The following is a 19530-nucleotide window of genomic DNA, read 5'->3' as shown; positions in this document are numbered from 1 at the left end:
GGAAACGCCCGGTCCCATTCCGAACCCGGAAGCTAAGCCCTCCAGCGCCGATGGTACTGCACTCGACAGGGTGTGGGAGAGTAGGACACCGCCGAACACAATTTCCCAGAACACCCCCAGACCACCCGGTCCGGGGGTGTTCTGCATTTCGAAACCACACCACACCCACCTCACGCCACCCCCATCCCCTCCGAGGGCGAACGCGTGCGCAATCGCCATACGCGCACACAATCGCAGCCCGGACACCCACCAATCCCCGCACACCCGACGAACGCGCGCGCATCCGCGACGATCAGGGCCGAACCCGGATGCCGGCGCGCACACCGGCGGCCACCCGAGCGTCTCGGCACCCCGACTGCCGCCCCGCCTCGCACCCCCCTCCGACAAACGCGCGCGCATTCGCCACCTGCGCGCGGAATCGCACCCCGACCAGCCCCATTTTCCGCGCACCCGACGAACGCGCGCGCATTTGCGACGAGCGGGGTCGCGGCCTGAACTCGGGTGCGGGCAGACGACGCGCTGCGGACCGCGAATACAAGCGCAAAGGCGCGCGCAATCGCCAACCGCGCGCACAATCGCACCCCAACCACCCACCAATCCCTACGCAGCTGACGAACGCGCGCGCATTTGCGAAATGCGGTACCGACGCGACGGGCTGCGGCAACTGCAAGGACCGGTAATGCGAGTCAGGCGTGCACGGCAACAGGCTCGTCGGCGGTGACTTTCACATCCTTGGGGTTCGCGAGTACCGTCTCGGCGGATCGTCCTCGGAGCGTCACGCGATCGCCGAATTCCCAACGCTGCGCTTCGTCGTCCGAGGCACCGTCCACGGCGGTCTTCGATGCAAGGATCGCTCCGGGGGAATTTTTCGCCAGCTCGGACAGGCGAGCGGCTTCGTTCACCGGGTCTCCGATGACCGTGTACTCGAATCGGGACTTCGCACCGACGTTGCCGGCGACAGCGCGTCCCGCCGCGACGCCGACCGCGGCGCTGCATTCGGGAACTTCGACCACGAGTCGTCGGGCAATTGCTCGTGCCGCAGCCAGCGCCGAGCCACAGTGGTCGGGAATTTCGTTGGGGGCTCCGAAGATGGCCAGAGCCGCGTCGCCCTCGAACTTGTTGATGAAGCCGCCGTGCTCGTCCACCTCGTCGACCACCACGGCGAAGAACCGGTTGAGCAGGTCCACGACCTCGGTAGGGGGTCGGGACGCTGCCAGCTCCGTCGATCCCACGAGGTCGATGAAGAACACGGCGATATCGCGTTCCTGTCCGCCGAGCTCGCTCTCGGACTGCAGGGCCTTCTCGGCGACCTCGTGTCCTACGTGTCTGCCGAAGAGGTCTCGAATCTTCTCCCGATCGCGCACTCCGTCGGCCATGCGGTTGAACCCACTCTGCAGCTCGCCGAGCTCGGTGCCGTCGTACACCGCAAGGCGGACATCCATGTTGCCCTTCTCCACCTCAGCCATGCCTGCCCGCACATTGTTGATCGGGGACGTCGTCGCGAAACCACCGAGCACGGTCAGCGCAAGGCCGAAAACAATGGTGATTCCTCCGAGGGACAGGATGCAGACCGCGAGCTGTGTCGCTGTCGTTTCGGGGTTGATGAAGCGGAAGATGGCGATGATCATCAATCCGCTGACCGGCACGCCGGTGCCCAACAGCCACGACAGAATCGATCGGCCCATGACTCCGGCAATACGGATTCGGCGAGGATCCCCGGCTTCGAGGGCCCGAGCGGCAGCGGGACGAAGCGCAAATTCACTGAGTAGGTAGCTGAACGCGCAGACGACGGTGCCACCTGCCGCGATCGTGAACGCAACCTTGGGAATCGACGCCGCGTCGATGATGCCGTCGATCGTGGTGAGCAGCAGCAAGGCTCCTATCCAGAGCAGAATCTGGATTCGAGTCAGACGCCACGGCATTGCGAGGGTCGCGACCTGCTCCTCGCGGCTGGGTTGACGGTCCTCGATTGCCCACCGCAGGCTACGCAGAGCGTGCGTGGTGCCCCAGACGGCACCGACGACGAAAGCCACGAACACGTATACCGGGACGACGATGAAATTCACCCACCAGTACTGATCCGTTCGCAGAACGTCCGGTCCGGGCACCACTACGCTGATCAGAACCCCCACGATGACTGCACCGATGAGGTTCGACAGGATCAGAAACACCGTCAGCAACAGCTGGATTCGGATCCGTCGTCGACGCGGCGACTCGGAGGTGTCGCCGAGCAGGCGGGAACCCAGGGGAGCGGCAGATCGTCTCAATTGCGGCATGGTCGTCACAGACTAACGGGGCTCCTGCCTTAAGGTGGTCGAGTGCGTCTAGTTATTGCTCGTTGCCAAGTCGACTACGTCGGCCGCCTCACCGCACATCTCCCGTCCGCCCGTCGCCTGCTTCTCGTCAAGTCCGACGGATCGGTCAGCGTGCATGCGGACGACAGGGCCTACAAGCCGCTGAACTGGATGTCGCCGCCCTGCTGGACGGTAGAAACCACCGAGGGCGAGACGATCAAGTGGGTCGTCACCAACAAGGCCGGCGAAGAACTTCGTATCACCATCGATGACGTCGAACTCGACTCAAGCCACGAGTTGGGCATCGATCCCGGATTGGTGAAAGACGGTGTGGAGGCCCATCTTCAGGAGCTGCTGGCCGAGCATGTCAGTACCTTGGGTGACGGTTACACGCTCGTGCGGCGCGAGTACATGACGGCTATCGGACCAGTGGATCTGCTGTGCCGCAACGCTGATGGCGGAACCGTGGCGGTCGAGATCAAGCGACGTGGCGAGATCGACGGCGTCGAGCAGTTGACCCGGTACTTGGAGCTTCTCAACCGTGATCCGCTGCTGGCTCCGGTGAGCGGTGTCTTCGCTGCCCAGGTGATCAAGCCTCAGGCGAAGACGCTGGCCACCGATCGCGGCATTCGTTGTCTCACACTCGACTACGACGTCCTGCGCGGAACCGACAGCACCGAGTTCAGGCTTTTCTGACGACCGTCCGTGTCCGCCGGCGTGTTCTCTACACTGGACGGGTGCCCCGTCGTAATCAGCCCCGCAAAGCGAATCGGAGCGGCCCGAGTGTTCTCGGCCCGCCGACCGATTCCGTGCTGGGCGGCAATCGGGTCGAGGTCGGTCCGGACGGAGACACGTACACGACTCGGATGATCCCCGGTGCCAAGGCGGTCAAGACGTATCGCTGCCCCGGCTGCGATCACGAGGTGCGGCCGGGCGTCGCACACATCGTTGCGTGGCCGTCGGACGATTTCGGCGGTGCCGACAATCGTCGGCATTGGCACACCGGGTGTTGGTCCGGGCGAAACACGCGAGGCCTCACCCGTAGATGGTCGTAGCGGGGGAGGCCAGGCGCAGGATCAGCCGAATCAGGACGAGGAGTCGGCCGATTCCTTCTGTTCCTCGGCCTTCGCGGCCGCTTTCTCTTCTTCCTTCTTCAGGATGGCCGTCGGGTCTGGATTGTCGAGCAGCTCGCTTTCGCGATTGACCGAGGCGAGCATCGCCGGAACTGAATCGAGCTGGCCCCGGATTCCGAGCAGCTGGGCCAGTACGCGGCTGCGCAGCACACGCAGCTCCTCGGCCAGTTCCTTGGAGTGCGCGATCCGCCTTTCGGCCTGTTCACTGGCGGACTGAAGCCGTCGAGCAGCCTCGGTCGTCGCCTCTTCGATGCGCCGGGCGGCATCGGCCTTGCTGGACGCCTCTAGTTCCTCGAGGGCGGTGAGCACCTTGGTTCGGCGCTCGGCCATCGTGATCTCGAAGTCTTCCTGAACCTTGGCGCGCTTGGCCTCGGATTCGGCGGCCAACTTGTCGCGCTCGGCCTGCGCGGCCTCGACCACTCGGGCCGCCTCCGTGCGCGCCTGAGCCATGGTCTGCTCATGTTCGGCTTCGAGTGCCGTTCGGCGCTCTTCGAGTTCGGCCACCAGTGACTCGTGCCGTCCGCGCAGTCGGGCACTCTCCTGCTGCGCAACGGAGATCATTTCCTCGGACTCCGAGTGCGCCTTGGCTCGTACCTCGGATGCCTCGTCCGAGGCCAACCGCAGCATGCGTGAGATTCGATCGCTCATCCCCTCCGCCGTGGTGGGCGGAACCGACAGGCGATCGATGTCCTTGCGCAGTTCGTCGATCTCGTCGCGAGCGTCGTCGAGCTGCTTGGCCAGATCACGAGCCTGCGCTGCGGCCGCGTCACGATCTGCGGTCGTCAGCCGTAGTTCGGCGTCGAATCGCTCGAAGTAGTTGGTGACTTCGTCGCGATCGAACCCTTTCCGGACGATGGAAAAGGGAAGTTGCACCGTGGAAGTGCGTTCATGATCGATGGCCATGGCCGTCAATTTACCGGTGAGTCAAGTAGAGGGCCATACGGTTCGCTCACCGAGTTCGCTCAGTGCGAATTGTGATCAGGTTCGACGAGTTCGATGAGCACTCCACCGGCGTCCTTGGGATGGACGAAGTTGATCCGAGAATCGGCGGTGCCGCGGCGCGGGGCGTCGTACAGCAGCCGAACTCCGCGAGCGCGCAACTCTGTCGAGATCTCTTCGATGTCGGTGACGCGGTAGGCCAACTGCTGCAGTCCCGGGCCGTTGCGGCCGATGAACTTGGCGATGGTGGACGACTCGTCGATCGGTGCGAGCAACTGCAGTGCAGCGGACTTCTCCGTCGCTCCGGGGAAGGAGAGCATCGCCTCGCGGACACCCTGTTCCTCGTTGATCTCCTCGTGCACGGCAATCATGCCGAGGTGGTCTGTGTACCAGGCGATCGCGGCATCGAGATCGGGCACCGCGACACCCACGTGGTCGATAGCCGTCACCAGGTCGGAGCGCAGCGGGGCTCCCGTGTAAGACTGCGTGCTGGAGGTCATGGCCATGACGTTAGCGCCAGCTGCGTTTCGGTGTTCCGCCCGGCCGGTATCGGAAGGGATCGTCGGAGCGTTGATCTCGACAAGGCCGTCTTCACACTTTCGGAGGAAATCGTGACCACAACAGTCATCGTCGCCGGTGCTCGTACGCCCGTCGGGCGCTTCTCGGGTGCACTCAAGGACTTCTCGGGATCGGACCTCGGCGGTATCGCCATCAAGGGCGCACTCGAGAAGGCCGGTGTTGCTCCGGATCAGGTCGACTACGTCATCATGGGCCAGGTTCTCACCGCCGGTGCGGGCCAGATTCCAGCCCGTCAGGCTGCGGTTGCTGCGGGCATTCCGATGACCGTGCCCGCCCTGACGATCAACAAGGTGTGCCTGTCCGGAGTCGACGCCATCGCATTGGCCGACCAGCTGATTCGTGCCGGTGAATTCGAGATCGTCGTCGCCGGTGGCCAGGAGTCGATGACCCAGGCACCGCACATGCTCGAGAAGTCGCGCGCCGGGTTCAAGTACGGCGATGTCACCATGCGTGACCACCTCGCGTACGACGGTCTGTACGACATCTTCACCGATCAGGCCATGGGTGCGCTGACCGAGCAGCGCAACCAGAGCACCGAGGTCATCACCCGCGAGGAGCAGGACACCTTCGCCGCCGCGTCGCATCAGAAAGCCGCAGCGGCCTGGAAGAACGGCGTCTTCGACGACGAAGTGGTTCCGGTCTCGATCCCGCAGCGCAAGGGTGAGCCAATTCAGTTCACCGCAGACGAAGGCATCCGCGCCGACACCACCGTCGACTCCCTCGGCAAGCTTCGCCCCGCATTCGACAAGGCCGGCACCGTGACCGCCGGATCGGCGTCACAGATTTCCGACGGTGCCGCCGCCGTCGTGGTGATGAGCAAGGAGAAGGCGGAGTCGCTCGGTCTGACCTGGCTCGCCGAGATCGGTGCCCACGGAGTGGTCGCCGGTCCCGACTCCACACTGCAGTCACAGCCGGCTCGCGCGATCGTCAAGGCATGCGAGAAGGACGGCATCGACCCGAAGGATCTCGACGTCGTCGAGATCAACGAGGCGTTCGCAGCGGTCGGAATCGCGTCGACGCGTGAGCTGGGCATCGATCCCGAGATCGTGAACGTCAACGGCGGAGCGATCTCGATCGGGCATCCCCTCGGCATGTCGGGAGCTCGCATCGCCTTGCATCTGGCACTCGAGCTGCAGCGACGCGGCGGCGGAGTGGGCGCGGCCGCCCTGTGCGGCGGCGGTGGACAGGGCGACGCCCTCATCGTTCGAGTCCCGAAGCAGTAGGCGGGTGGTGGCTCTGGCGCGGGACTGAGACCAGAGCCACTACGTTCCGTCGTAGCAAACCGGGCACAATAGCGGGTATGACCAACTTCTTCGACCTGAGCAGTACAGCCAAACGCTTCCGCTTCGTCGCTGTGCTCGAAGCGTTCACCTGGCTGGGTCTGCTGATCGGAATGGCGTTCAAGTACATCCCTGCCGATGGCAACGAAATCGGCGTGAAGATCTTCGGGCCCATCCACGGCGGCGTGTTTGTCGTGTATCTGGCCGTTGCCGTGTTGACGGCGGTCAAGCTCAAATGGGACATCAAGGCGACCCTGCTGGCGCTCGTCGCGGCGTTCCCCCCGTTCGGCACCGTGATCTTCGAGATCTGGGCCGCGCGCACCGGCCGTCTCGCCGAGTTGAGCACCGGCAGGCCCGCAGCCGATGCCAAGGTTCTGTCCTGACCGACCTGCACCGCCCGCCAGTGGATGACGCATCGCGTTAGTGACAAACTGTAGGGCGTGACTCGACCCGGTTCCCGTCCTCCCGTCCGCCCGTCAGCTGTTGTTCCCGCATCCATTGCCGGTGCCGTCGACCTGTCCGTTCTCAAGGACCGTCCGGCACCTGCACCCGCGGCCGAATCCGCAGGCGACGCGGGAGGACTGGCACCGATCGTGGACGTGACCGCGGCTACGTTCGAGGCCGAGGTTCTGCAACGGTCCACGCAGGTTCCGGTGATCGTCGACCTGGGGTCTGCTCGTTCGCCGCAGTCCCAGGCGTTGACGCGTCAGCTCGGACAGCTGGCCGTCGAGGCCGCGGGAACGTGGGTGCTCGCGCGGGTCGACGTGGACTCCAACCCGCAGATCGCGCAGGCATTCGGCGTTCAGGCCATTCCGACGGTCGTTGCCGTGGCAGCGGGCCAGCCCCTGGCCGACTTCCAGGGCACCCAGTCGGACGAGCAGTTGCGTCAGTGGCTGCAGGCAGTGGAGCAGGCCACGGCCGGCAAGCTCAGTGGTCCGCCCGGAGTCGCGGCTGCCGAACCGGAACCCGAGATCGAGGATCCGCGGATCGTCGCAGCCGAAGAGGCCATCGACGAGGGTGATTTCGTGAAGGCAGAAGCTGCCTACCAGGCGATCATCGACGCCGAACCGAAGAACACCGAGGCCGTCGCCGCACTGCGTCAGGTCAAATTCCTTGCGCGTGTGCAGAATCTGGCACCGGACGCGATTGCACTCGCCGACGCCGACGCCGCCAACGTTCAGGCTCGGATCGATGCCGCAGACGCCGAGATGGCCGGTCAGCAACCGGAGCAGGCTTTTGCGCGGCTGATCGACGGTATCAAGATCAGCGCCGGCGACGACCGAACTGCGCTGCGCACCCGTCTGCTGGAGCTGTTCGAGTTGTTCGATTCGGCCGATCCGCTGGTGGTTTCTGCGCGACGCAAGCTTGCGTCGGCCCTGTACTGACAGCGGTACTCAGCTGTAGCGTGCGTCGCACCGTTCCTTGCCGCCGAGAACTCCCGAACGGAAGGCATCGACTCGGGAGAAGCCGGACGGCAGGGTCGTACCGTTGACGTCGCTGGCGGCGAGTCCGTCACTGAGCAGTCCGGACACGGCCTCGTCGAGATCGCCGGGGGAGAGCCAGACTTCGAGGTCCGTCGTTCCGCTCTCGAGGCTCATCGCCGAGGTGATCACTCCGGACAGACAGGCCGATCGCAGGGCGGCCTGCGGATCGTCGAGCGACTGACCTGCTTCCCTCTGCACCGCGAGCGTGTAGCGCGAGGCGAACAGCACGTAGGCGCTGTAGTCGCCGGAAACGTTGAGCGGCAGGATGTCTTCGCGTCGGGGTGTCTCGGGCTGTCCGACTTCGGCCAGGTCCTCGACGTCGACACCGATGGTGTTGGTCGACGGGCAGTACGACACCGGCGCGGTGGGCTCGGCGTCGGAGCATCCGGTGTCCGAACCGGAATAGTCGATGTTCGGTGGAACGGCGACGGGCAGCACGGTTTCGAAGGACCGAGTGAAGGCTCCGAGGGTGTCCTCGGTGACCGGTAGCTCACCGGAGTCGTCCGGGTCGCTGAACTTCTGCGGCAACGATGCTCGACGCGAATCGATCTCGGCCTCGTCGATACCGGTGCAGATTGCCGCGCCGTTGATGAAGCCGAGCTGCACTGCGGTGACGCGCTCGAAGGCAGAGCCGTGTACCGATTCCGGATCGTTGGGGTCGACGTCGCGCACGGCGACTGTCGCGGCGAGAACGCCGTTGAGTCCGTCCGATGTGTTGATGGTGAAGTGCGGTGCATCGTCTTCGGCGACGTGGCGGATGAACGCGCCGGCGAAGCAGTCGGCCTGTTGCTCGGCAACGATGGTCGGGGTGTCGTCGCCGACGAGGCCCGATTGATGCTGAATGGCGTGGCCGTATTCGTGGGCGATCACCATGACCACCGACATCGGTCCGAATGCGTCGACGAGAGCCGGAAGCAGAATGGTGCGATCCCACCCGATCGAGTCGTCGCGAGTGCAGTAGGCGGCGTTGGGAATACCGCCGGTGCGGTCTCCGCAGAATCTGATGCCCGATCCCTCGTCCTCGGACGCGTCCCACGAGACGACCTTCGAGACCGGGGTGAACGAGCCCTTGAACAAGTCGGGGTACTGCTCGGCCCAGAACTGCTGGATGTCGTCGATCGCGTTCGTGCCGAGAATGTCCGAGTCGGTGCCCTCGGCGTTCTCCACGGTGATCGTCGAATCGGGGACACCGGGACGGGGCCCGCTCGGCCCGTTCGTGACCGGAAGTCCGGCGACGGTGAACGGGTTCTCGTAGATCGATACCGCGTTTCCGCTGACAGTCTGTGCGCACGAGGTCAGCAGGAGCAGCCCTGCAGTGGCGGCCGCGGCCAGAAGTCGGGGTGTGCGGCCGCCACTCATCTATCGCTCCAGTTTTATCCAGATCGCCCCGTTGGCAGGAAGGGCGACCTGGCCTGACGCCGGTCGACCGTGCCACGAGTGCGATGTAGCCGTCACTTCACCCAGGTTGCCCACGCCGGAGCCCCCGTACTCCGTTGCATCGGTGTTGAGGATCTCGATCCAGCGGCCGGGTTCCGGTAGTCCCACACGATAGCTGCCGTGCTCGGTTCCGGAGAAGTTGAAAATACACGCGATGACCGAACCGTCGGATCCGTACCGCAGAAAGCTCAGCACGTTGTTCTCGGTGTCGTTGGCGTCGATCCACGAGTATCCACTCGGCGAGGTGTCGAGCGTCCACAGCGCCGGATGGGTCTTGTACGTCGAGTTCAGATCGGACACAAGGGTTTTCACGCCGTTGTGCAGAGGTTCCTCGTCGATCTGATACCAGTCGAGACCGCGTTCCTCGGACCACTCACGGGTCTGCCCGAACTCCTGTCCCATGAACAGCAGTTGCTTACCGGGGTGCGCCCACATGTAGGCGAGCATTCCGCGCAGCCCTGCTGCCTTGGCGTAGTCGTCTCCGGGCATCCGAGTCCACAGAGTGCCCTTGCCGTGTACCACCTCGTCGTGGCTGATGGGGAGCAGGTAGTTCTCACTCCACGCATAGACCAGGGAGAAGGTGATCTCGTGGTGGTGGTAGCTGCGGTGGATGGGGTCACGCCCGAGGAAGCCAAGGGTGTCGTGCATCCAGCCCATGTTCCACTTCATGTTGAACCCGAGTCCGCCGACGTTCGTCGGGCGGGTGACGCCGGGCCATGCGGTCGACTCCTCTGCCACCGTGACGACACCGCGGTGCTTCTTGTGCACCGTCGCGTTCATCTCCTGCAGGAAGGTCACGGCCTCGAGGTTCTCGCGGCCGCCGTAGATGTTCGGCGACCAGCCGCCCTCGGGACGGGAGTAGTCCAGGTACAGCATCGACGCCACGGCGTCGACGCGCAGTCCGTCGATGTGGAACTCGTCGATCCAGTACAGCGCGTTCGCGACCAGGAAGTTGCGGACCTCGCGCCGCCCGAAGTCGAAGACCAAAGTGCCCCAGTCGAGTTGCTCGCCGCGCTGCGGGTCACCGTGCTCGTAGAGCGGGCCGCCGTCGAACCGAGCCAGGGCCCATTCGTCCTTGGGGAAGTGGGCGGGAACCCAGTCGACGATGACACCGATTCCGGCACTGTGGAGGTGGTCGACGAAGTAGCGGAAATCGTCGGGGCTGCCGAAGCGAGAGGTCGGTGCGTAGTACGAGGTCACCTGGTATCCCCAGGACCCGCCGAACGGGTGCTCGGCGACCGGGAGCAGCTCCACGTGGGTGAAGCCGGTTTCGGTGACGTATTCGGCCAACTGCTCGGCGAGTTCGCGGTACCCCAGTCCCGGCCGCCAGGACGCCAGGTGGATCTCGTAGACGCTCATCGGTGCCTGCGTCGGCTCGATGCCGGCCCTCGTATCGAGCCAGGACTCGTCGTTCCAGGTGTACGAGGATGCAGTCACCACCGAGGCCGTCGACGGTGGAACCTCGGTGGCGAAGGCCATCGGGTCGGCCTTGTCCTTGACCGAGCCGTCGGAGCCGTGGACGCGGAACTTGTACAGCGCGCCCGGCGCGATGTCGGGAGCGAAGATCTCCCACACTCCGGTCGAGCCCAGTACGCGCATCGGCCATGTGCGGCCGGTCCAGCCGTCGAAATCGCCGACCAGCGTGACGCCCTGGGCTGCGGGTGCCCAGACCGCGAACGACGTGCCGGTGACGGGGCCGTCCGGTGTCGCGTACGACTGTTGGTGCGCGCCCAGAATGTCCCACAGACGCTCGTGTCTGCCCTCACCGAACAGGTGCAGATCGAGTTCGCCGAGAGTGGGCAGGAAGCGGTATCCGTCGGCGGATTCGGAGACGTGTCCACCGGGCCACGTCACTACGAGGCGGTAGTCGATCAGGTCCTCGAACGGGAGGAGAGCAGAGAAGACTCCGTGCGCGACGTGGGTCAGCTCGTGGTCGACGCCACCGATGCGGGCGACGACCTTCTCGGCGTCGGGCTTGAGGGCCCGGATCGCGGTTCCGCCCGGCACCGGGTGGGCACCGAGGACGGAATGCGGGTTGTAGTGCCGCCCTGCAGCGATGAGTTCGAGATCGTTGTCGGGCGGGGCTGCGACGGTGTCTTCGGGCGTCGTCGGATTCTCGGTCACGTTGAATCCCTTCACTTTCGGTTGCCGCGGTAGGCCAGTTCGATTCGTGCCGGGTACGGGATGTGGGGGAGCGTGAAGATGTGCGCCACCGACGTCCAGGGCTCGAGCCGAACGAAATTGGTGTGGCCCCAGTCGTAGTGAACGCCGCTCACTTCGTCCTTGATCGTGAGGGTGTCCTGCCAGTCGTGACCGAGGGCGGGCATGTCCAGGTGGATCGTGCCTTCCTCGGCTCCGAAGGGATTGAGGTTGATCACCACCAGGATCGAGTCACCGGTCTGCGGGTCGAACTTGGAGTATCCGATCAGCGCCTCGTTGTCGATGGTGTGGAAGTGGATGTTGCGGAGCTGCTGCAGCGCCGGATGCGCACGCCTGATCGCGTTCAGCGTGGTGATCCAGGGCTCGAGCGACTCGCCGCGGGCGAGTGCACCCTCGAAGTCGCGCGGACGCAGTTGGTACTTCTCCGAGTCCAGGTACTCCTCGCTGCCCTCTCGCACGGCTTGGTGCTCGAACAGCTCGTAGCCCGAGTAGACGCCCCAGGTGGGAGCCATCGTCGCCGCGAGAGCTGCTCGGAGAGCGAACATTCCGGGCCCGCCGTGCTGCAGGCTCTCGTGCAGGATGTCCGGGGTGTTGACGAACAGGTTCGGCCGCGCGTCGTCGGCGCGTCGAGCGTGTTCCTCGGCGAACTCGGTGAGTTCCCATTTCGCGGTACGCCACGTGAAGTAGGTGTACGACTGCGTGAAACCGCGCTGCGCCAACCCGTACATACGCACCGGGCGGGTGAACGCCTCGGCGAGGAACAGTACGTCCGGGTCGGTCTTCTTCACCTCGGCGATCAGCCATTCCCAGAAGTCCGGCGGCTTGGTGTGTGGATTGTCGACTCGGAAGACCTTGACGCCCAGCGAAATCCAGTATCGGACGACGCGGAGCACCTCTTCGTAGATGCCGCGTCGGTCGTTGTCGAAGTTGACCGGGTAGATGTCCTGGTACTTCTTCGGAGGGTTCTCGGCGTAGGCGATGGTGCCGTCCGGAAGGACGGTGAACCACTCGGAATGTGTTGCAGCCCAGGGATGATCGGGAGCAGCCTGGAGAGCGAGATCGAGCGCCACTTCGAGGTTGTGTTCCTGCGCGGCGGCGACGAACGCGCGGAAGTCGTCCTCGGTGCCCAGTTCGGGATGGATGGCGTCGTGCCCGCCGTCCTTCGAGCCGATGGCCCACGGCGACCCGACGTCCTCGGGGCCGGGCGTCAGCGTGTTGTTCGGGCCCTTGCGGTTGATGGTGCCGATCGGGTGGATGGGCGGCAGGTAGACGATGTCGAATCCCATCCGCTCGATGCGGGGCAACTGCTCGATCGACGTCGCGAACGTGCCGTGCCGAGGCGAACCGTCCTCGTTCCACCCACCGGTCGACCGGGGGAAGAACTCGTACCACGCACCGTTGAGCGCGAGATTGCGATCGACCCACACATTGACCGCGCGAGATCGAGTCACCAATTCGCGCAGCGGATGCGCGAACAGCAGTTCGGCGACCGCCGGCGCGAACGCCGAGGACACGCGAGCCGGCAGCGGGCGGTCGGTATCGCGCAGCGCGGCGGCGACATCGGCCAGCATCTGCCTGCTCTCGGCCGGAACTCCGGTGGCGGCCCGCAGGAACAACCGGGCCCCGATCTCGAGATCGTTGGCGAGTTCGTGGGCACTCTGGCCCACTCCGAGCTTGGCTTCGACGGCGTGACGCCAGGTGCTGATCGGATCGCTCCACGCTTCGATGCGGCAGATCCAGTAACCCGGCCGAGAGGGGACGAACACCGCGTCGAACGTGTCGGGTTCGCGGCCCGGTGTCATCGGGATGCGTTCGAGTTTGCCTCCAGGCCCGCGCACCGACAGTGTCGCGGCCACCGCATCGTGACCCTCGCGCCAGACGTCGGCGGAGACTGGAAACGTCTCGCCCACCACCGCTTTCGCGGGGTACTTCCCGGTCGTCGTATCTGGAAGGACATTGTCGATACCAAGTCGACCTGTCACTTCACACTCCATTCTTCGCTAGAGGTATGGCTGCGCGGGCGCAACCTCTGATCGAACCGATATTGGTGTGCTTCTACTCGTCAACCGTAGTGCAGCAATGCAGATGGCGCGTGCGCCGACGCATACTGCCCGCGGTGGGCACTACATCTCGGATTTCGTCCAAGCCGCCCATCGACACAGGTGTGCGTGGGTAGGGTTCGACCCTGTGAAAGCTTTGCGTCGATTCACCGTCCGAGCCCACCTTCCCGCCCGCCTGAATGCCCTCGCCGAGCTCTCGACAAACCTCAGGTGGTCGTGGCACCCGTCGACGCAGGATCTGTTCGAGCACATCGATCCACTGTTGTGGACCGAGCTCGAGCGCGATCCGGTGGCCGTATTGGGAGCCGTCGCACCTGCGCGTCTCGAGGAACTCGCGGCCGACGAGCACTTCCTGGCCGAGTTGGACGCCGCCGAGGCCGATCTCCACGACTACCTCGCTCGACCGCTCTGGTACCAGAACGAGCTGGCCGAGGGGCGTGCTCTGCCGTCGGGCATCGGGTATTTCTCGATGGAGTTCGGTGTCACCGAGGTCCTGCCGAACTACTCCGGCGGGCTCGGAATCCTCGCCGGCGACCACCTCAAGGCTGCCTCGGACCTGGGCCTGCCGTTGATCGGTGTCGGGCTGCTCTACCGCTCGGGCTACTTCCGTCAGTCGCTGACGGCCGACGGCTGGCAGGCCGAACGCTATCCGTCCCTCGACCCGCACGGTCTGCCACTGCGGTTGCTCACCGACGACGGCGACTCTCCGGTGCTGATCCACGTCTCGATGCCCGGATCTCGGGTGCTGCGAGCGCGGGTGTGGATCGCCCAGGTGGGACGCGTCCCGCTGCTGCTGCTCGATTCCGATATCGCCGACAACGACCCGGAGCTGCGCGGGGTAACCGACCGGTTGTACGGCGGCGACCAGGATCACCGCATCAAGCAGGAGATACTCGCCGGTATCGGCGGAGTCAGGGCGATCCGGGCCTACACCCGTGCACACGGGCTGCCCGATCCCGAGGTGTTCCACATGAACGAGGGCCACGCCGGATTCCTCGGCGTCGAACGCATACGCGAACTCGTGACCTCGGGAACACTGGACTTCGATGCAGCGCTGGCGGCGGTGCGAGCGGGCACCGTCTTCACCACCCACACCCCGGTCCCCGCCGGAATCGACCGGTTTCCGGCCGATCTGGTGCGGCACTACTTCGCAAGTGCGGACGGCGGCGCGGACTCGGCGCTGCTGCCGGGGTTGCCGATGGATCGAATTCTCGCCCTCGGCGGCGAGGCCGACGCCTCGGTGTTCAACATGGCGCACATGGGACTGCGGCTGGGGCAACGTGCCAACGGGGTGTCGAAGTTGCACGGCATCGTCAGCCGCGAGATGTTCAACGACCTGTGGCCGGGATTCGACGCATCCGAGGTGCCGATCGGATCGGTCACCAACGGCGTTCATGCTCCGACGTGGTCTGCCCGGGAATGGGCGGAGTCGGGACCGATGTCCTCGGACGAGGTGTGGTCCACGCGCAACGCTCTGCGGGCGCAATTGGTGGACGAGGTGCGGCGTCGGGTGCGGCGCTCGGCCCTCGAACGTGGCTCGACCGAGGCCGAGATCAGTTGGACAGCAAACGTTTTCGATCCCAATGTCCTCACCGTCGGATTTGCTCGACGAGTGCCGACGTACAAGCGCCTGACCCTGATGCTCCGCGAACCCGAGCGACTGCGCGCCATGTTGCTCGATCCGGTTCGCCCGGTCCAGTTGGTGGTCGCGGGCAAGTCGCACCCCGCCGACGACGGCGGAAAGGCGCTGATCCAGCAGATCGTCAGATTCGCCGACCAGGCCGACGTACGGCACCGCATCGTGTTCCTGCCCGACTACGACATGTCCATGGCTCGATTCCTGTACTGGGGATGCGACGTGTGGCTGAACAATCCGTTGCGACCGCTCGAAGCCTGCGGTACCTCGGGCATGAAGTCCGCGCTCAACGGCGGCCTGAACCTGTCGATCCGCGACGGGTGGTGGGACGAGATGTACGACGGGGAGAACGGCTGGGCGATCCCCACCGCGGACGGCGTCACCGACGACAATCGGCGGGACGATCTCGAAGCCGCTGCTCTGTACGAACTGCTCGAACAGGCGGTACTACCCAAGTTCTACGACCGCGGTGACGACGGGGTACCGAGTCGCTGGATCGAAATGGTGCGGCACACCCTCGAGCAGCTGGGCCCGAAAGTGCTGGCGTCGAGAATGGTTCAGGACTACACGCTGGGTTACTACGCCCCCGCTGCCGAGTCCGCCCGCGCGGCTTCGGCCGAGAACAACCGCGGTGCCTCGGATGTCGCGTCGTACCGCCGGCGCGTCGAACAGGCATGGAGCGCAGTGAAAGTCACCCGGGTCGACAGTGACGGTCTGCCGGACACCCCGGTGATCGGCGCGGATCTCTCGCTGCGCGCCGACGTCGATCTCGGCGGACTCGACCCGTCGGACGTCGTGGTGCAGGCGGTCGTGGGACGCGTCGACGAGGAGGAGAACCTTACCGACATCCGCACGACGGCCATGACGCACGTGGGTACCGAGGGTGGTGAGCACATCTACGCGGGCGAGACGCTGCTGCCGCACAGCGGCGCAGTGGGATACACGGTGCGGGTGCTACCTCACCACCACGGCCTCGCCTCGGATGCCGAGCTCGGTCTGGTGGCGACTCCGTAGCCGGACGCGTTACTTTCCGGCCAGCCGGGTGAGCGCCTTGCGCACTACCTCCGGATCCGAGGTCTCCCAGAACGGCGGCAGCGAGGCGCGCAGGTAGCCGCCGTAGCGGGCAGTGGCAAGTCGTGAATCGAGAACGGCGACAACACCTTTGTCGTCGACGCTGCGGAGCAGTCGGCCGACGCCCTGCGCCAGGAGCAGGGCTGCGTGGTTGGCGGCGACCGCGAGAAAGCCGTTGCCGCCCCGGGATTCGACGGCCTGCTGCCGGGCGACCAACAGCGGATCGTCGGGCCGCGGGAACGGAATGCGGTCCAGGATCACCAGGCTCAGCGATGGGCCGGGGACGTCGACGCCCTGCCACAGCGACAGCGTCCCGAACAGGGAAGTGGCCTCGTCGTCGGCGAACTTCTGCACCAGTGCGCCGGTGGAGTCGTCGCCCTGGCACAGAATCGGGGTGTCGAGGCGCTCGCGCATCTCCTCGGCGGCGGCTTTCGCGGCCCGCATGGACGAGAAGAGTCCGAGCGTGCGACCACCGGCGGCGCTGACCAGCGACTCGATCTCGTCCAGAGAGGACTTCGAGAGGCCGTCGCGTCCGGGCGGAGACAGATGCTTGGCGATGTACATGATGCCTGCCCGGGCATGGTCGAACGGCGAGCCGACGTCGAGCGAATTCCACCGGATCGACCCGGTGTCGGACGGCGGTTCCACACCCGACGCCATCGCGGTGTCACTGCGCGAGGGCTTCTCTGCAGGCAGGCCCCAGTTGACGGCCAACCCGTCGAACGATCCGCCGACGGTCAAGGTCGCCGAGGTGAGCACCACGGTGGACTCGGCGAAAAGGCGAGCCCGCAGCAGTCCGCCCACCGACAGCGGCGCGATGCGGACCGTGCGTTTGACGTTGCCGCGGAAGTCGTCGACGGCATGCCAGACGACGTCCTTGCGCTTGGCCGGATCTGGTTCGTCGAACGCCGTGAGGACACGAACCGCGCTGTCGTGAACCTCGTCGACCGCGACCAGAGCCGCGCTGCGAGCTGCGGCAGCCTCGGGATCGCTCGCTGCCATGCCCTGCTTGTTGGGGCCGATCGCGGTGCGCACTGCCCAGGCGGCATCACGAATCGAAGCCAGTGCTGGGCCGACGCCGTCGGGTAGGGACTGCCACCGGCTCGGCGGAAGCTCGTCCAGAATCGCGGCCCAGTTCTCGGCGGCACCCTCGAGCTGATCGACCGTCTCCTCTTCGATCAACTTGGCGCTCCGCCGAGCCGCGGCGGTGACGGTTGCGGCCGACAGCTCCTCCGTGGCCACACCGGTCACCCGGTCGACCAGTTCGTGGGCCTCGTCGACGACCACGACGTCGTGCTCGGGCAGGATCTGGATTCCGGTGATCGCGTCGATCGCGAGCAGCGCGTGATTGGTCACCACGACGTCGACCTGGGCGGCCTCGGTGCGGGCGCGTTCGGCGAAGCAGTCCTCGCCGACGGGGCAGCGGGACTTGCCCAGGCATTCGCGGGCGGTGACGCTGACCTGCCGCCAGGCCTGATCGCTGACCCCGGGCACGACGTCGTCGCGGTCGCCGGTCTCGGTCTCGGACGACCACTTGGTCAGCCGTACCACCTCGCGGCCCATGCGTGAGACGGCGAAGGGGTCGAACAGTTCCGCATCCGGGGCCTCCTGCGCAGCACCGGTGTGGATCTTGTTCATGCACAGATAGTTGTTGCGGCCCTTGAGGATTGCGAATTTCGGTCGACGGCCGACAGCCTCGGTCAGGGCGTCGGACAGGCGCGGGAGATCGCGGTCGACCAGCTGCCGTTGCAGTGCGATGGTGGCCGTGGAGACGATGACGGTCCTGCCCGATTCCACAGCGTGCCGGATGCTGGGAACGAGGTAGGCAAGAGACTTGCCGGTTCCGGTGCCTGCCTGCACCGCCAGATGCTCACCGGTGTCGATCGAGTGCGCCACCGCCGAGGCCATCGTCAGCTGATTGCTGCGCTCCTTGCCGCCGAGCGAGTGCACCGCGACCTGCAGGAGAGCGGGAACGGTTGGCAACTCGGTCTTCGACGGCACCGAAGCAGACTACTGCCGATCGCCCACTCGCTTCGGTACCGACACCGCTGTCACCCCTCGACGAAGCGGGTGGGTATGGCCGGTTCGCCCTGAGACAGTTTCAGACCCTCCCACGGGAGGCTGACGAGGCGTCGGGCCAGCAGGTCACGGCCGTCGGCGAGCGTGGGGAGGTCGGCGACTCGTTCTCCGCCGCGGACCAACGGCGTGGTCAACGTCTCCACCGTCAGATCGCTCTCGACGGTCGGCGGAGCGTCGAACGGGTGGACGATCTCCTCGACTGCGGTGCCGGTGCTCCGCGCGGTGCGCAGCGCCGCTTTGGTACCGCCGCGCGATTCCTTGTGACTGCTGCGCTTGGCGACGGGGATTCCGTCGACGGTGACCAGTTTGTAGACCATGCCCGCTGTCGGGGCACCGGAACCGGTCACCAGAGACGTTCCGACGCCGTAGGAGTCGACCGGCTCGGCCCGCAGCGCGGCGATGGCGTACTCGTCGAGGTCGCCCGAGACGACGATCCTGGTCTTCGGCGCTCCCAGGGCGTCCAGTTGGTCGCGGACCTGGCGCGCGAGGACGCCGAGATCGCCGGAGTCGATGCGCACACCGCCGAGTTCGGGTCCGGCGACCTCGATGGCGTTGGCGACACCCTGGGTGATGTCGTAGGTGTCGACGAGCAGGGTGGTGGCCACTCCGAGAGCGCGTATCTGAGCCGCGAATGCGGACCGTTCGTCGGGGCCGTCGGCGGTGGTGTGCAGCAACGTGAAGGCATGCGCCGACGTGCCCGCGCCTGGAACGCCGTGCCTGCGGACGGCTTCGAGGTTGGACGTTGCAGTGAATCCCGCGAGGTACGCCGCGCGCGAGGCTGCGACGGCGGCTTCCTCGTGGGTGCGACGCGATCCCATCTCGATGATCGGACGGGACTTCGCGGACGCCACCATCCGTGCTGCCGCGGATGCGATCGCACTGTCGTGATTGAGGATGGAGAGCACGAGCGTTTCGAGGACGACGCACTCGGCGAAGGTTCCGCGAACGGTCAGAACGGGGGAGCCAGGGAAGTACAGCTCACCCTCGCGGTAGCCGTCGATGTCGCCGGTGAAGCGGTAGTTGCGCAGCCATTCGACGGTCTCGGCGTCGAGGAATTCGGCGACGATCCGCAACTCCTCCTGGCCGAAGCGGAAACGGGCAATCGCGTCGAGGATGCGTCCGGTGCCCGCGACGACTCCGTATCGGCGACCGCCGGGCAACCTGCGCGCGAACACCTCGAAGCTGCAGATTCGATCTGCGTAACCGCTGGCCAGGGCCGCCGACAGCATCGTGTACTCGTACTGATCGGTCAGCAGTGCTGTGCTGGCACCGTCGCCGGGATTCGCGTGATCTGTGGTCGCATCGTTGCTCACCTCGCCCACACTACGAGCGAAGGGGCGAGCGTGGGACGCTGGCCCGATACGCCGTACCCTGTTGG

14 protein-coding genes and 1 rRNA gene are annotated in these 19530 nt (G+C 65.7%); 7 read left to right on the top strand and 8 right to left on the bottom strand.

Annotation, left to right across the window (positions count from 1 at the left end; translation table 11 throughout):
• Positions 1–97 (top strand): 5S ribosomal RNA (rrf, locus tag CH274_RS15825); the annotation flags it as partial.
• A 589-nt stretch (positions 98–686) separates the two neighbouring features.
• On the opposite strand, the gene CH274_RS15820 is transcribed toward rrf, so the two are convergent.
• Positions 687–2276, bottom strand: a complete 1590-nt coding sequence (locus CH274_RS15820) for an adenylate/guanylate cyclase domain-containing protein (RefSeq protein ID WP_045199496.1) — start codon at positions 2274–2276, stop codon at positions 687–689.
• Positions 2277–2318: 42 nt separating this feature from the next.
• On the opposite strand from CH274_RS15820, the gene nucS reads away from it, so the two are divergent.
• Both nucS and CH274_RS15810 read left to right on the top strand, forming a co-directional pair.
• Entirely contained in the window at positions 2319–2990 is a 672-nt protein-coding gene (gene nucS / locus CH274_RS15815; RefSeq protein ID WP_032394670.1) for an endonuclease NucS, read from the top strand.
• A gap of 41 nt (positions 2991–3031) precedes the next feature.
• On the top strand, positions 3032–3349 hold the full coding sequence (locus CH274_RS15810) for an ATP/GTP-binding protein (RefSeq protein ID WP_094658006.1): 318 nt from the start codon (positions 3032–3034) through the stop codon (positions 3347–3349).
• 30 nt (positions 3350–3379) lie between these two features.
• Here CH274_RS15810 and CH274_RS15805 read toward each other — a convergent pair whose 3' ends face one another.
• The gene (locus CH274_RS15805; protein ID WP_032394669.1) at positions 3380–4330 is read right to left on the bottom strand and encodes a hypothetical protein; all 951 of its coding nucleotides are present in this window, start codon (positions 4328–4330) and stop codon (positions 3380–3382) included.
• A 59-nt stretch (positions 4331–4389) separates the two neighbouring features.
• The gene (mce, locus tag CH274_RS15800; RefSeq protein ID WP_373453929.1) at positions 4390–4872 is read right to left on the bottom strand and encodes a methylmalonyl-CoA epimerase; all 483 of its coding nucleotides are present in this window, start codon (positions 4870–4872) and stop codon (positions 4390–4392) included.
• 105 nt (positions 4873–4977) lie between these two features.
• Between mce and CH274_RS15795 the strand changes: the two genes are divergently transcribed.
• From CH274_RS15795 to CH274_RS15785, 3 genes are all read left to right on the top strand, one after another.
• On the top strand, positions 4978–6168 hold the full coding sequence (locus tag CH274_RS15795; RefSeq protein WP_032394813.1) for an acetyl-CoA C-acetyltransferase: 1191 nt from the start codon (positions 4978–4980) through the stop codon (positions 6166–6168).
• Between the two features lie 68 nt (positions 6169–6236).
• Positions 6237–6608 (top strand): DUF3817 domain-containing protein, encoded by a 372-nt coding sequence (locus CH274_RS15790; protein ID WP_176459279.1) that lies wholly within the window; start codon positions 6237–6239, stop codon positions 6606–6608.
• Between the two features lie 114 nt (positions 6609–6722).
• Positions 6723–7610: a tetratricopeptide repeat protein gene (locus CH274_RS15785; protein WP_094658060.1), complete on the top strand. Its 888-nt coding sequence runs from the start codon at positions 6723–6725 to the stop codon at positions 7608–7610.
• Between the two features lie 9 nt (positions 7611–7619).
• Here the strand turns inward: CH274_RS15785 and CH274_RS15780 are convergent, their stop codons facing one another.
• The 3 genes from CH274_RS15780 to CH274_RS15770 are packed head-to-tail and all read right to left on the bottom strand — an operon-like array spanning position 7620 to position 13288.
• The gene (locus CH274_RS15780) at positions 7620–9068 is read right to left on the bottom strand and encodes a metallopeptidase (protein WP_094658005.1); all 1449 of its coding nucleotides are present in this window, start codon (positions 9066–9068) and stop codon (positions 7620–7622) included.
• The gene (gene glgB, locus CH274_RS15775) at positions 9069–11270 is read right to left on the bottom strand and encodes a 1,4-alpha-glucan branching protein GlgB (RefSeq protein WP_094647442.1); all 2202 of its coding nucleotides are present in this window, start codon (positions 11268–11270) and stop codon (positions 9069–9071) included. It abuts the gene before it with no gap.
• A gap of 11 nt (positions 11271–11281) precedes the next feature.
• Positions 11282–13288, bottom strand: coding sequence for an alpha-1,4-glucan--maltose-1-phosphate maltosyltransferase (locus tag CH274_RS15770; RefSeq protein ID WP_032394666.1), 2007 nt, complete (start codon positions 13286–13288; stop codon positions 11282–11284).
• A 205-nt stretch (positions 13289–13493) separates the two neighbouring features.
• Between CH274_RS15770 and glgP the strand changes: the two genes are divergently transcribed.
• Entirely contained in the window at positions 13494–16016 is a 2523-nt protein-coding gene (gene glgP, locus CH274_RS15765) for an alpha-glucan family phosphorylase (RefSeq protein WP_032394665.1), read from the top strand.
• A 9-nt stretch (positions 16017–16025) separates the two neighbouring features.
• Here glgP and CH274_RS15760 read toward each other — a convergent pair whose 3' ends face one another.
• Both CH274_RS15760 and CH274_RS15755 read right to left on the bottom strand, forming a co-directional pair.
• Entirely contained in the window at positions 16026–18074 is a 2049-nt protein-coding gene (locus CH274_RS15760) for an ATP-dependent DNA helicase (RefSeq protein ID WP_032394664.1), read from the bottom strand.
• A 50-nt stretch (positions 18075–18124) separates the two neighbouring features.
• Positions 18125–19474: a nicotinate phosphoribosyltransferase gene (locus CH274_RS15755; RefSeq protein ID WP_045194510.1), complete on the bottom strand. Its 1350-nt coding sequence runs from the start codon at positions 19472–19474 to the stop codon at positions 18125–18127.
• Between the last annotated feature and the right edge of the window lie 56 nt (positions 19475–19530).

This window comes from Rhodococcus sp. 06-418-5 (assembly GCF_002258285.1).
Taxonomy (GTDB): domain Bacteria; phylum Actinomycetota; class Actinomycetes; order Mycobacteriales; family Mycobacteriaceae; genus Rhodococcoides.
The sequence above is the reverse complement of the archived record's forward strand: the minus strand, read 5'-3'. Positions and strand labels throughout refer to the sequence as shown.